We start from the raw sequence: 12,582 nt of genomic DNA on the forward strand, positions 1-12,582 counted from the left end.
ACTTTTCCTCCGTGAAAAAAAGAACCCTTCATCTATGAGGTACAGGCAATGTCAATTCAGGCAATAGATGGCGTACTGCAGCAGCTGCAGCTGACGTCACTGCAGGCCAGTGGCAAACCGACCGAGTCCGCCAGTCAGCTCGATTTTGGTGCCACCATGAAAGCCGCGCTGGATAAAATCAGCGCCACCCAGACCGCTGCGCGCAGTCAGGCGCAGGATTTTGAGCTGGGTAAACCGGGCATCCAGTTGAATGATGTGATGGTCGATCTGCAGAAATCGTCGATTTCGATGCAGATGGGGATTCAGGTGCGTAACAAGCTGGTGAATGCCTACAGCGAGATCATGAGCATGCAGGTCTAGCGGCGCGCAATAAAAAACCGCCTGAGAGAGGCGGTTTCGTCAGGGTCAGGGCAGTGACAGTTTTTCGCTGATCGTCCTGTAGCCCTGTTCAGCGAAGCGTTGCTTGCTGATGGCATCGTTTTTGGTGGGTTCAAACCAGGCACCTTCTCCACTGGTTGAGAAAAACCAGACTTCTGGCTGTTCTGCGCCGCGCTGCACCCAATAAAATCCTTCCTGCATTATCATGTCCTCCTCACAGGAATATAGTTCAGCTACGCTGCGCTTAACAGCGTAACTGACAATATTCTCACCTGCAGACGAAAACCTAAGCAGATTGCACCTCTTCCGGTGGCATCAGTTTGCCACTGAGAAGTTTAAAACCGGCAGATTTAAAACGAGGCAGAGAAAGCGGTATCGGCTCCATCGGGCGATAAAAACCGCGTCCAGCATCCCAGTACCATACCTCAGGCTCAGTTGTGCTGCTGCCTACCCAGTAAAAACCCGTATCCATCAGTGCTCTCCAGAAATGAATGAAGGCACGCCTTCTCTAATTTCCGCAAAATAATGTCTTAATTAAACTCAATGATCAATCTCGGTTGCCGCTTCGCTTATTAACGCCAGCAGTCAGCGGCCACGAAAATAACATCCGGTGGGTCGGTCCAGATATCATCGAAAGTATTTTACTGATCCTGATAAGGATCTTTTTTGTCATCCTGACTGTCATCGCGTGTACGCGGGATTTCGCCGTGCTCACGAGCATCATCATGGGCTGGATGATCATCTTCCTCATAAGCATTACCTGCATGCGGCGCGGCTTCCGGTAAACCCTTGTGTACCTCGCCCTCGTTTTTACGCTCCTTGTTGGTTTCGTGTTGTTTCATCTTTCTCTCCAGCAGGGGTTTTGTTGTGATGAATTTTAGCTGATCGCTGGCCGTTTCTGGCGGCCGTAATCGTTTTCACACTCTACACGCAGAACGGCTAAATTGTACAGTTTTGCAAAGTTGTACAAGTTTATGGGGGCTGTATAGAAGTGCACGCGTCAGCAAGGAGTAAAAATAATTTTGTTGAGCAGAAAGAGAGGCTTAGCACAGCGCCTGATATTTTATTCAGGTTAACTGCATGATTTTTCCTGCAAAAATGGTGATTTATTGTTGAAGAGAATGGCGAAATTATTGTGCAAATCTCCTCTGACCACACGAAATGCTAACTAAATTGTTGTACAAGTTTTCCATCTTTGTATAACTTCTCGCTTGTGGCAGTCAGTCACACGTAACGAATGATGCTTTGCATCGCCTCTGAAGGTGTTGTGGATTTCCACTTTCAGAGGCTGCTTTTTTACCTGTGCTGATTCAAAAATTTAACCTGAGTAACCGATTAATCACTGCAGTTTGCACTGCAGCTTACCCGATGAGGCTTGTTATGAAACAGAATGCATCGACGTCAGCAGAGTCTCAATTGTCAGAATATTTCCAGCACGCGGGTTCAGAATATGCCAGTGAAAAAGAGGTCATCGCGCTGATTTACAAACAGCTGGCGGCGGTGAAACTGCGTGTGAGCAATAAAGATATTATGAATCGCCACGGATAATCTAGACACTTTCGAGCCGTTGATAATATTTGTTTTCGTATTCAGTTGGTGGCATCTGATCGCTCGAGCCATGCCGACGCTTACTGTTATAAAACATTTCGATGTAATCAAAAATATCACTGCGGGCTTCTTCCCGTGTTCCGTAGATCTTTTTCTTAATCCGTTCGCGTTTCAGTAGCTGGAAAAAGCTTTCCGCAACCGCGTTGTCGTGACAGTTACCGCGACGACTCATGCTGCCTTCCAGACCGTGTGATTTCAGGAACGATTGCCACTCATGGCTCGTGTATTGACTGCCCTGATCAGAATGAACCAGTACCTGTTTTTGAGGATTACGCCTCCACACCGCCATTAATAATGCGTTCAGGACAATCTCTTTTGTCATGCGGGGTTGCATTGACCAGCCGACAACTTTCCGGGAGAACAGGTCAACCACCACGGCCAGATACAGCCAGCCTTCGTGAGTTCGGATGTAGGTTATGTCCGTCACCCAACGCTCATCTGGTGAGTCCGGATTGAACTGCCGCTGGAGCCTGTTCGGTACCACGATGCTGGCTTCGCCTTTACGTGCCCGTGGGCTACGGTACCCAACCTGAGCTTTTATACCGGCACGCTTCATCAGCCGCCAGACCCGGTTCACTCCGCACTGCTGCCCGCTATCCCGCAGGTCCAGATGGATCTTGCGATAACCATAGACGCAGCCAGACGCAAGCCAGAACTGTTTGATCTGCCCGGTCAGCATCTGGTCTGCCTGGTGACGCTGTGAATGTGGCTGCTGAAGCCAGACATAAAATCCACTCGGATGGACGTCCAGAACCCGACAGAGCAAACGAACAGGCCAGCAACGGCGGTTGTCGCGGATAAAGGCGTACCTCAGTCGGACAGTTTTGCGAAGTACGCCGCGGCTTTTTTTAGTATGTCTCTCTCGTCGGTAACCCGCTTCAGCTCTTTCTGGAGTCGGCGGATCTCGGCCTGAGCATCTGACTGTTCTTTATTAGTGGATGAGTCCGGGCCGTACTTCTTTATCCAGGCGTAAAGACTGTGGGTGGTGATATCGAGACGTGTTGCAACGCTGGAAACAGAATGACCGCGATCAACAACCTGTTTGACTGCTTCGATTTTAAACTCTTCGGGATAACGCTTACCGCTCATGGGCACCTCTCTTTAAGCCATCTTAAATGACTCCGAGGTGTCTGTTAAAGCCGTGGCGATTCATTATTCTGGCGCTGCTGGAGCGATTAGAGTCTGAACATGACGTGGTTCAGCTGGATATTTATCGCCAGGCACTGGAACTTATTGTTCAGCGCACGCCTGACGATATCGCTTCCTGACACCTGTGTCTGTCGTACTCCACTCCATTGCCGAAACACGGACGTTTAGTTGCCTGTTTGTTTCGCCCCTTAGCTTAGGGGCATTTATTCTCTTCGCGTCTCGTTTCCTGCCTGAATAAGCCCAGCGTGAAATGCACAATTGCCTCTATTCTCTGCTACAGTATTTAGCTGGAGTAAGCTTTCATGCAAGCAGGGTTACTCATTACGCCAGAGGGCGTATCACTTTATCGGGCACGCATGAATGTCTGATTCGCGGCTCAGGCCGCTGGGCAAACCTATGAATGATGGTTATTACTGGATTAAAGATGGCGAGCGCTATCCGGAAGTGTGGCTGTACCAGAAGCAGTTTGGCTGGTTTCGCCCGTGCAGCGCGGTGCCAATGACGCAGCGTACCTTTGAGATGATGAAGTACGTAGTGCTGAGTGAACGGCTGGAAGAACCGGCGCGTGAGACTGAGTGTTAAGCCTGTGACCGCCGTAATTACGGCGGTCAGCGTGTGCAGTTACTTGATCTCGGGCCAGGCCACTGCCGGAAAACCATTAAACTGCGGACGGGCAAACAGATAGCCCTGGAACTGACTGACACCCACCGCTTCCAGCCACATCCACTCCTCGGCTTTCTCCACGCCTTCAGCAATCACCGCGATCTCCAGCGAAGCGCAGCACTTAATAATGGCATGCACAATCGCCTGTTTTGGGCCGCTTTTGTGCACGTCACTGATGATTTCCCGATCGATTTTGATCTTATCCGGCTGGAATTTAGACAGCAGCGACAACCCCGCAAACCCGGCACCAAAGTCATCCAGCGCCAGGCTGATACCGGCCGCCTTAAGTTTTCTTACTTCTGCCGTAAATTCTTCAGCACGCGAGATGATTTCATTCTCCGTCACTTCCACCACGATCTGCTCCGGTACCAGACCGTTGGCCGCGATTTCCTGTAGCAGGAAATCCACCGCATTCGGGACGGTGACCAGCGACATCGGCAGCAGATTGATGGTCAGCGTCTGCTCGCCGAGGCCGAGATTTTTCGCCAGGTTGAAGGCCAGACTCTTGGACTGAATATCGGCGTGGTAAATCGCATCGCCGCCAAACGCAGAGAAGTACTCCTGCGGTGAACCGCCGTCCGGCGTGCGAATCAGCGCTTCATAGGCCGTAATACGCCGCGAGAAGGGATCAACAATCGGCTGAAACGCAAACCGGCAATCCTGTACATAGTGTTGCAGACTCTCCAGCTGACGCTGGCTTTCCGCATCAGTAATAAATTCCCAGGTATTCGCCGGCGGGATCTCGAAATAGTTCTCTTTTTCCCGCGCCTCAACGAAGGTGCGCAGGAACTGCAGTGCACGGTCGTCATAGGTCAGCTGGTAACGCGAAGTGCCTTTATCCAGCACCGCCTGCAGTACGCTGGATTTGTCGTGCTCGCGCAGGTCAAACAGCTCCATTCCGACGTTACCAAAGCGCCGGGCTGGCGCGAAGTCATGCATCAGTTCCACCAGATTGTGATGGCGGGCGTCGCGGCAGATACGGTCGTAAATGCCCTGAACGGCCTGATCGGGCCCTTCAAGCAGCTGGAAGAAATGCCGTCCATCAAATAACAGAATGCCGGTGACATCTGAAACTTCGTTTTTCTTATTGGCTTTGCCAACCATATCCTCCAGCGTTTTGATGGGAACGTGATCATAGAGATGGCTGCGGTAAAGGATGGTAGTCAGCATGAGATTGTCCGGCGCTATCGTTATTTTGCCTTACATTAACAGCCAGACGGCAGGATCTGTCCAGCGCTGAGACGCGTAATCGTTAACTATTTTATTAAATTCCACTTAACCGAAGCGGCTGGCGGCTCACGCCAGGGGGAATTTTTACTCAACCGCTGGCCAGCGAGGTTAACGATAAATAAATTCGATTGAAAGGATAAATGAAAAGCGTATCGTTAGCCGGGTTAACCGGAGGTGATAAAGATGTTGCGTGATTATTTGAAGATTGATGAAAGCGATCGTTTAGTTGAGCAGAGCTTGTTACGCCTGCATAACCGGGGACAGGAAGATGTCACCGAATGGCATATCGTCGGTGCCAACGGTGAGCACAAGGGCAGCGTGGCGCTGTTCGATAAACTGAGTAACCGCCGCTCTTACCGCGTCAGTTACCGTATAACGCAAACCGATCCCGAGGGAGGGGTGATCGTCGATCATCTCACCGACACGTTGTGATTTTTGCCGTAGTCTTTTGTTGGATTTGACCCGCCGCGTGGCGGGTTTTTTGCTGCTTCAGCGGCTGCCGCGCCGCCGCATTTCCACCAGCGTGCCAATCAGTTCCAGCGTACTTTTCTGACTCTGCTGCACGGGAAAATCTTCGTTCAGCGGTCGTAACGAGAAAATTTGCTCGTCGTGCATCCGAATAATTCGCACCATCGCGACGTCGTCTACCCGTGCCAGCACCACATCGCCCGGCTGGGGCACGCGTTGCGGATCAAAGATCAACCGGTCGCCGGCGCGATACGCCGGGTTCATGGCGTCATCTTCCAGCGTTACCGCCAGCGCACTGTCGCTCAGTGCTTCGTCACTGTAAAGAAAGCGGACAGCCTGCTGCTGCCACTGCAGGCGTTGCTCATTCAGCCAGTCCGCGGCCTGCACCAGCGTGACCAGCGGCACGGCAGTGAGAGCGGGGGAAGCGTGCGTACTGGCAAACGGCTGGCCGTCGCCATCAATAATCCACGCCGCGCTACACTGCAACAACTCCGCCAGCCGCAGCAGATGCTCACCACGCGGCACCGTCTCTTCTTTCTCCCACTGCGAAACCGCAACGTGCGACACGCCAATGCCATTGGCCAGCGCCTGCTGCGTTAATTTCAGTGCCTTACGGCGCTGGCGAATGCGCTCACCACCAGATTCTTTTTTCATCATCTTGACAACTCCTCCAGGCTTGACTTAAGTATACTTAAAATCTTTATTTAAAGTAAACTTAAATATGCCGCTGGCCGTGATACTGGCGAGGGAGGTCAGCGGGGTGTCCGGCTAACCCTCGCCAGGTGAGAGAGGTAGGGCATGGAGAGTAGTTTGGTCACCAGCGTAGGCGCACTGCTGCTTGGCGGTGGCGCGGCAGCGGTGTTCTGGAAACCCCTGATGGCGGGGATCGCGTCTATCGTCACCAGCAATCGCGCGGGCGGCGAGATCATCACCAGCTACAAAGAGCAGGTGCTGCTTCTCAAGGAGAGCCATGCGCTGATGCGCCAGGAAAACGATGAACTGCGTATCCGTCACGACAAAAACCTGCGGCGTATCTCATCGCTGGAGACCGATCTGCGTTTGATTAAGAACGCACTCGGTATCCTGCTGGCGACCACCGAAGCCGAGCACAGCGATAAGTTTCGCAGCCAGATTAATCAATTGATCACCACTCTGGAGGAGAACCGCGATGGTGCAGATAAACAGTGAACTGCTGGTGCGAAGCCACCGCCGTCATTTGATGCTGGGTGGCCTGCTGATGCTGTTATCGCTGCTGTGTGTGGCGATGACCATTCTGTTTCTTTACGTCAATAACGACGCCAACCGGCGCGTGGAGGAGATTCGCCAGCAGTACCGGGCGATCTCCGATCGACGCGAAGCAAAGGTCGCCGAACTGACCAGCCAGCTGGTTGAGCTGCAGAAAAAGCTGGATGCCCAGCCGCCGCGCAGCACCAGCCACACCTCAACGCCCTCCACGCCGCCGGCCGGTCAGCAAACCGCGCCACAGCCGCGGCGCTAAGGAGGACCTGATGCGTATTACCGAGCGGATCGCAGTCCGTTTGCAGCAACTGCGGTCTTTATTTAGCAATAAGGAGAAAATTATGAGCGATCAAACTGTCATCAACCCAACCAGCGCTGCGGCGCAACAGGCATTGTCACCGCTGGAGAGTTTTGCCAACGAAACGGCCAGCGCGCCGGCTGCCGCTGACAGCGCAGCTGACAGCGTTGCCCAGCCAGCGACGCCGCCGGCAGCCGCAACGCCGGCAGTCGCAACGCCAGCTGCGCAACCGGCAGCGCCCGCCAGCGCTGAGCAACCGTTTCATGCGGATGCTCCGGTCGATCTCGATCAGCAGCTGGCAACGCAGGATACGCTGGCGAACGGCTCGGCCAGCGCAGGCGCCTCGGCGGCAGCCACGCCTGGCGTGCGCAATGCGCAGGCCGCCGCACCGGTTGCTGTCCCCGACGCGCCGGCTGCTGCTGCGACCGCCGCCAGCGATGCGGTGGCGCAGGATATCAGCGCCGGGGTGAAGGACTTTGTCCAGGCCTTCAGCTTCGTTGAACAGGGCGTGCTGAAGCTGGGCAGCGCCGCGAAGGATGAACTGATTGCGCTGGCGAAAAAGTATCTGTAATTCAGGCGGGCAGGGATGCCCTGATCACCCGTTTGGTCGCGTGATCTGCTTTTCCAGTTCCAGCGGGTTTCGCTGCCGGCTGTTAATCTTTTTAGCGGGCGAGCCGAAGTAGATCGACCACGCTTCGGTATCGCGCGTTATCAGTGAATTGGCGCCTACTGCGGTTCCCTCTGCCAGCGTAAGGCCTGGCATAATAATGGATTGCGAACCGACGATAACATGTCGGCCCAGCACCACTTTCCCCGAGGTGACGCCGGTCAGGTGGGCAGGCACGGTAGGATTGGTCATGAATTCCCCACTGTAGTCATCACTTTTCGAGTAAATTTTTACGCCCTGCGAAAGCCCCGAGAAATCCTCCATTTCCACACCGGCACCCGCCAGTACGGCGCAGTAACCGCCAATATGAATGTAGGAGCCAAGCGTCAGATACCCATCGCCGGCAGCCACGAGGGTCGAGAATCCGTCGATGCGCACGTGATCGCCAAGAGTGATATTGTGCAGGCCAATAATGGTGCAGTTTTTTGCCACCATGACCTGCCTGCCGACGTGTTTGAAGCCGAAGCTGTTCAGCTCATGTTCGGTGTAATAACCAGGATTGAAAGGTTCAGTCGACACAATGCATTCTCCGGATGATCGGGGCTGGTGTGCCATTATAGGTGCGAAGGCAACAGTCTGTAGCGGAAGAAAAGCGCTAAATCTGACGTCAATTCATCGCAATCAGCCACGAATGGAGACTAAGTTAAGATAATTCTGCAGGCGGCTTCGCTATTATCTGCTAACTTTAATTGCTCAGGCGTTATTTTAACTGGCTTTATCAGCAAAAAGGAAAATAGCATGAGTGATACAGAGGCAATCAAAACCAAAACTGACTACCTGCGTGATGTCACCTCACAGCTAAAAGAGATGCGTCACTATGCGCAGACCAACACTGAGACGCTTTCCAGCCACTGGCTGGCCTTTGATGCCGGGGAGTATAAGGATAAAGAGTACGCCACGCGTTTTGATGCGCTGATCAACAAGCAGGGACAGCTGCTGGATGATATCGATCAGGCGATTCAGGATCTGGAAATCGCCATCAATCACAGCGAGCAGGAAAGCTAAGCGCGGCAGCTGGTGGCCTAATCGGCCACCAGCCACATCTCGGCTTCATCGAACATCTCTTCAACAATACGCGCAATCGTCGCCTTGTCGTTTTTACTCATATCGGTTTCGATGGCGTTACGCTCCATCGGCTTAACCCGCACCTCCAGATCCGGAAAGACGCGCTGCACGCGCTTCTCCAGCTCCTGCAAAATCATTTCGCGCGCGCCCGGTAATCCGGCTACGTTGCGCTTGTCGTAAATCAGCTCCACAAACATCAGGGCATTCCAGTAATCAAAGTGGGAGCGTCATATTACTGTAAATAAAACCAGTGACAAGCGGCAGGGCGGCAATTATTTTCATACGGGTGAAACAGCGCGGAGTAAAGTTGCAACGACAGGGGAGCAAAGCGGGCAAAAGCAGAGGGCGTACGCAAAAAATCGAACCTCTGGAGGTGGAAATCCAGCAACACCTCCAGAGGCGGTGCAATAGCACCTTTCGTTCAAGGACAATCGACGACAGTCGTCGTGAGTATTAAGTTATACAACTTTTCCAATCTTGTACAACTTTTTCCCCGGAAATTTCTCTCCGATCGCCTTTTTATCAGTGCATCGCTTATAACTCGTTCTTAATACAGAACTCTTCCCACGTCATACCTAACGCTTCCGCGTGAGATTTCAGATAGGTTTCAATCGCTTGCGCAGCAACCGCTTTATCCGGTTCCGCCAGCTGAATGGAGAACAGCATGCCGTCGAGCTTCTTCTGACGCAGAAACGCGGCATAGATGCGCTCGGCGTGCCACGCGCGCAGTTCACGCAGGGACATATTGGCGGCGCGCGCATCACTCTCACTCAGTTCATCCAGCGCTGACTGAAAATCAGGGTGGGCGGTGAAAAACAGGCTGCGGGCCAGGGCGTAATACTCTTCAGGGGTTTTCATTCGGGGGTTCCTGCCGGTCAAATTGCGCGTTAGTGTAACCCGCACACGGCGACTTGTCAGGAACCCCGAATGTTTACTGCTGCGCGGCTTGCAGGCGCGTCACGTCCTGCTGATTTTTTTCCAGCGTTTGGTCCACCGTCAGCTTGCCCTGCAGCAGCGCCGCCAGATTCTGCCCGACGGCGTTACCCATCTGATCAAAGCCAGCAATACTGACGTACTGCACACCGGTGTAAGGTACGGTGTTCAATGTCGGTTGATCGACGGTGGCGGATTCAATCGCGCTGCGCACCTGAGCGGCGTAAGGCGCCAGGCGCTGGTAGTTTGACTGCTGGTAGGTGGAGTTGCGGCTGCCGGGTGGCACCGCTCCCCAGCCGACGGTATCCGCAACCTGCTGAATATACTGCCGCGAGGTCGCCCAGCTAATGAAGTCGACGGCGGCGGCGCGCTGCGGAGAGTTAGCCGGTACCGCCAGCGCCCACGACCACAGCCAGTGCGAGCCGTTGCGCGTAATGCCGCCCGGTGCCGGGGCAAACGCCAGCTTGTCCGCCACCAGCGAGATCTGCGGGTTAATCAGCAGCCCGGCGGCGACGGTACTGTCGATCCACATCGCGCATTTTCCCTGTGCGGTAAGACGCAGGATCTGGCCAAAGCTATTGCTGGCCGTATCCGGAGGACCGTCCTGTTTCACCATCGCCAGATAATCGGTCAATACCTCACGCCACTCTGGCGAATTCAGCGTCGGCTGCCAGCGATCGTCAAACCACTGCGCGCCATAGGCGTTGGCCATGGTAGTCAGCAGGGCCACGTTATCGCCCCAGCCGGGCTGGCCGCGCAGGCACAGGCCATAGATACCGTGCTGAGGATCGGTGAGTTTCGCCGCAAAATTTTTGATGTCGGTCCAGTCGGGATCGTCCGGCATGGTCAGCCCTTTCGCCGCAAAGAGATCTTTGCGGTAATAGGTCATGCTGCTTTCCCCGTAAAACGGTAGCGCGTACAGCGTTTGCTGCCAGGACAGTGCTTTGCGCACCGGCGTCAGCAGATCGTCGCTGTCATACTCTGGCGGCAGGTTGTTGAGCGGCGCCAGCCAGCCTTTTTTACCCCACAGCGGTGCTTCATAGGTACCCACGGTAATCACATCAAATTTTGCGTCACCACTGTTCATGGCTGCCAGCACCGCCTGGCGCAGGGCGCCATCATCCATCACGTGCCACTGCAGTTTCACGTCCGGATGCTGCTGTTCGTAACGGCTCGACAGCTGCTGCATGATAGTCATGTCACCATTGGCAATGGTGGCGATATTGAGCGTGGTGGCGGCCTGGCTGAGCAGCGGCAGCGCGGCCAGCAGCGCGATTATGGTACGCTTCATGGCGGCTCCTTATGGCTGCTGCAGGCGGAAGAACGCCATTTTTTCCACCAGCAAACCGGCATGCTGGCTCACCGTCTGGCTGGCCGCGCTGGCCTGCTGCACCAGCGATGCATTCTGCTGGGTGGCGCCGTCCATCTGGATTACTGCGGTGTTCACCTGCTCAATACCACTGGATTGCTGGCGGCTGGCCACGGCGATCTCGCCGACGATATCCACCATGCGCGCCACGCCGTGGTTGATGTCGTTGAGCATCTCGCCAGAGCGCTGCACCAGCGCGCTGCCGGCTTCGACTTTACCTACGCTGGCATCGATCAGCGCCTTGATCTCCTGTGCGGCACCGGCCGAACGCTGCGCCAGCTGTCGCACCTCTGACGCCACCACCGCGAAGCCGCGTCCCTGTTCCCCGGCGCGCGCCGCTTCTACCGCCGCATTGAGCGCCAGCAGGTTGGTCTGGAAGGCGATTTCATCAATCACGCGGTTGATATCCGCGATGCGCTTGCTGGAGGATTCAATCTCCTCCATCGCACTCACCGCGTCGCGCAGTACACCGCTGCCGCGCTCGGCCTGATGGCGCACATCGCTTGCCAGCTCGTTGGCCTGCGCGGCGTTGTCCGCGTTGTGTTTTACCGTGGCGGTCATCTGCTCCATGCTGGCCGCAGTCTGCTCCAGCGAGCTGGCCTGCGCATGGGTGCGCTCCGACAGATCGTCGTTGCCATCCGCCATCTGGCGTGCCGCATCGCTCAGTGCATGGGCACTTTCGCCCACCTCGCGCACGATCTCCGCCAGCCGCACATCCATGCGCAGCAGCGCCTGCATCAGTTCACCCATCTCATCGCGCGTTACCGTACCGATACGGTGATTGAGCTCGCCGCCGGCAATGGCATCCGCCAGCTCGCGCGCCTGGGCGATGGAACGGTTAATCGAGCGGATCAGCAGCCAGCCGGAGACCAGCGCCAGACTCAGACCCAACAGCAGGATGGCGATCAGGCTATTGCGTGCCAGCAGGTAGTCGCGGTTGCCCTGTTGCCAGGCCGTCTGCGCATGCTGCCGCATCAGCGCATCCAACTGATCGATATCCTGCTGCAGCAACTGGCTGCCGCTGCGCAGGCGGGTTTCGATGACCACCAGTGCGGCGGACGGGTTACCGCCTTTCAGCAGCTCACCGGCTTCATGCAGCGCACCCTGCCAGCCGTCGAGATGGGTCAGGAAGCGCTGGCTCAGCGGTTTGGTCTGCGCATCAAACGCCAGCTGCTGCCAGGTATGGCGATCGGCGTTGATTTGCTGACCGTACTGCGCAATGCGCGCCAGGCGTTTTTCTACTTCACTGCTGTCGGTCCAGTAGCGCAGCGCATCGAACAGGGTAGCGGATTGCTCCTGCACCATGCGGTACAGGCGTGAAGAGTATTGCAGCGGGAGCAGCTCGTTCTGATAGGCATTTTGCGCGCGCTGATCGGCAGCGCGCAGGCCGATAATTCCCCAGACGGCAGCAATAATCAGTAACAGGCACAGCAGGCTGACAATCGCAGCCAGACGTGCGCGAAGGGTCAATCGCATAACAGCGTTCTCCGAAACCAGGGTGAGTAAGTCGTCAAT

At 55.1% G+C, this 12,582-nt stretch carries 19 protein-coding genes and 1 pseudogene; 9 read left to right on the forward strand and 11 right to left on the reverse strand.

Translation table 11 applies throughout. The features are described from left to right. Positions 1-48: 48 nt before the first annotated feature. Positions 49-360, forward strand: coding sequence for a flagellar hook-basal body complex protein FliE (gene fliE / locus AC6I8F_RS08015; protein ID WP_021509871.1), 312 nt, complete (start codon positions 49-51; stop codon positions 358-360). A 45-nt stretch (positions 361-405) separates the two neighbouring features. Here fliE and AC6I8F_RS08020 read toward each other — a convergent pair whose 3' ends face one another. The 3 genes from AC6I8F_RS08020 to AC6I8F_RS08030 form a co-directional block, all read right to left on the reverse strand. Then, on the reverse strand, positions 406-579 hold the full coding sequence (locus AC6I8F_RS08020) for a hypothetical protein (RefSeq protein WP_158251397.1): 174 nt from the start codon (positions 577-579) through the stop codon (positions 406-408). Between the two features lie 85 nt (positions 580-664). Continuing rightward, on the reverse strand, positions 665-850 hold the full coding sequence (locus tag AC6I8F_RS08025; protein WP_058785645.1) for a hypothetical protein: 186 nt from the start codon (positions 848-850) through the stop codon (positions 665-667). A 169-nt stretch (positions 851-1,019) separates the two neighbouring features. Then, entirely contained in the window at positions 1,020-1,220 is a 201-nt protein-coding gene (locus AC6I8F_RS08030; RefSeq protein ID WP_058757398.1) for a hypothetical protein, read from the reverse strand. Between the two features lie 538 nt (positions 1,221-1,758). Between AC6I8F_RS08030 and AC6I8F_RS08035 the strand changes: the two genes are divergently transcribed. Next, a complete protein-coding gene (locus AC6I8F_RS08035; RefSeq protein ID WP_498028707.1) occupies positions 1,759-1,926 on the forward strand; it encodes a hypothetical protein in 168 nt (55 codons plus the stop codon). Between the two features lies 1 nt (position 1,927). On the opposite strand, the gene AC6I8F_RS08040 is transcribed toward AC6I8F_RS08035, so the two are convergent. After that, positions 1,928-3,075 (reverse strand): IS3 family transposase gene (locus AC6I8F_RS08040; RefSeq protein WP_117111563.1). Its coding sequence is split into 2 segments (ribosomal slippage): positions 1,928-2,838 and positions 2,838-3,075, totalling 1,149 coding nucleotides; the frame shifts between segments, so codons are not numbered across the junction. Positions 3,076-3,137: 62 nt separating this feature from the next. On the opposite strand from AC6I8F_RS08040, the pseudogene AC6I8F_RS08045 reads away from it, so the two are divergent. Together AC6I8F_RS08045 and AC6I8F_RS08050 are read left to right on the forward strand one after the other, a co-directional pair. Further along, positions 3,138-3,254 (forward strand): annotated as a pseudogene (locus AC6I8F_RS08045) (biofilm development regulator YmgB/AriR family protein); the annotation flags it as partial. 241 nt (positions 3,255-3,495) lie between these two features. After that, positions 3,496-3,717, forward strand: a complete 222-nt coding sequence (locus tag AC6I8F_RS08050) for a hypothetical protein (RefSeq protein ID WP_058757400.1) — start codon at positions 3,496-3,498, stop codon at positions 3,715-3,717. Positions 3,718-3,756: 39 nt separating this feature from the next. On the opposite strand, the gene AC6I8F_RS08055 is transcribed toward AC6I8F_RS08050, so the two are convergent. Then, positions 3,757-4,968 (reverse strand): diguanylate phosphodiesterase, encoded by a 1,212-nt coding sequence (locus AC6I8F_RS08055; protein ID WP_058757401.1) that lies wholly within the window; start codon positions 4,966-4,968, stop codon positions 3,757-3,759. Between the two features lie 243 nt (positions 4,969-5,211). Between AC6I8F_RS08055 and AC6I8F_RS08060 the strand changes: the two genes are divergently transcribed. Then, positions 5,212-5,460, forward strand: coding sequence for a hypothetical protein (locus AC6I8F_RS08060; protein ID WP_498028708.1), 249 nt, complete (start codon positions 5,212-5,214; stop codon positions 5,458-5,460). A 57-nt stretch (positions 5,461-5,517) separates the two neighbouring features. Here AC6I8F_RS08060 and AC6I8F_RS08065 read toward each other — a convergent pair whose 3' ends face one another. Next, entirely contained in the window at positions 5,518-6,153 is a 636-nt protein-coding gene (locus AC6I8F_RS08065; protein WP_058776034.1) for a S24 family peptidase, read from the reverse strand. Between the two features lie 141 nt (positions 6,154-6,294). Here AC6I8F_RS08065 and AC6I8F_RS08070 point away from each other — a divergent pair, with 141 nt between their 5' ends. The 3 genes from AC6I8F_RS08070 (at position 6,295) to AC6I8F_RS08080 (ending at position 7,604) form a co-directional block, all read left to right on the forward strand. Next, positions 6,295-6,684 (forward strand): hypothetical protein, encoded by a 390-nt coding sequence (locus AC6I8F_RS08070; protein ID WP_031280179.1) that lies wholly within the window; start codon positions 6,295-6,297, stop codon positions 6,682-6,684. Next, positions 6,665-6,994, forward strand: coding sequence for a hypothetical protein (locus AC6I8F_RS08075; RefSeq protein ID WP_248295873.1), 330 nt, complete (start codon positions 6,665-6,667; stop codon positions 6,992-6,994). Before AC6I8F_RS08070 ends, AC6I8F_RS08075 begins: the two co-directional genes overlap by 20 nt. Positions 6,995-7,076: 82 nt before the next feature. Next, complete coding sequence (locus AC6I8F_RS08080) at positions 7,077-7,604, forward strand: hypothetical protein (RefSeq protein WP_498028709.1); 528 nt, start codon at positions 7,077-7,079, stop codon at positions 7,602-7,604. 24 nt (positions 7,605-7,628) lie between these two features. Here the strand turns inward: AC6I8F_RS08080 and AC6I8F_RS08085 are convergent, their stop codons facing one another. Further along, a complete protein-coding gene (locus AC6I8F_RS08085; RefSeq protein ID WP_262417926.1) occupies positions 7,629-8,219 on the reverse strand; it encodes an acyltransferase in 591 nt (196 codons plus the stop codon). Between the two features lie 219 nt (positions 8,220-8,438). Here AC6I8F_RS08085 and AC6I8F_RS08090 point away from each other — a divergent pair, with 219 nt between their 5' ends. Further along, the gene (locus AC6I8F_RS08090) at positions 8,439-8,705 is read left to right on the forward strand and encodes a hypothetical protein (protein WP_021509881.1); all 267 of its coding nucleotides are present in this window, start codon (positions 8,439-8,441) and stop codon (positions 8,703-8,705) included. Between the two features lie 17 nt (positions 8,706-8,722). On the opposite strand, the gene AC6I8F_RS08095 is transcribed toward AC6I8F_RS08090, so the two are convergent. From AC6I8F_RS08095 to AC6I8F_RS08110, 4 genes are all read right to left on the reverse strand, one after another. Further along, positions 8,723-8,962, reverse strand: a complete 240-nt coding sequence (locus AC6I8F_RS08095; protein WP_021509882.1) for a DinI-like family protein — start codon at positions 8,960-8,962, stop codon at positions 8,723-8,725. Between the two features lie 337 nt (positions 8,963-9,299). Next, entirely contained in the window at positions 9,300-9,623 is a 324-nt protein-coding gene (locus tag AC6I8F_RS08100; protein WP_021509883.1) for a DUF6388 family protein, read from the reverse strand. A 73-nt stretch (positions 9,624-9,696) separates the two neighbouring features. After that, positions 9,697-10,989 carry an ABC transporter substrate-binding protein gene (locus AC6I8F_RS08105; protein WP_394521638.1) on the reverse strand — a complete coding sequence of 431 codons (1,293 nt, stop codon included), beginning with the start codon at positions 10,987-10,989 and terminating at the stop codon, positions 9,697-9,699. A gap of 9 nt (positions 10,990-10,998) precedes the next feature. Continuing rightward, positions 10,999-12,543 (reverse strand): methyl-accepting chemotaxis protein, encoded by a 1,545-nt coding sequence (locus tag AC6I8F_RS08110; RefSeq protein ID WP_058771162.1) that lies wholly within the window; start codon positions 12,541-12,543, stop codon positions 10,999-11,001. Positions 12,544-12,582 lie beyond the last annotated feature (39 nt).

It is taken from the genome of gamma proteobacterium symbiont of Axiagastus rosmarus (assembly GCF_059730925.1).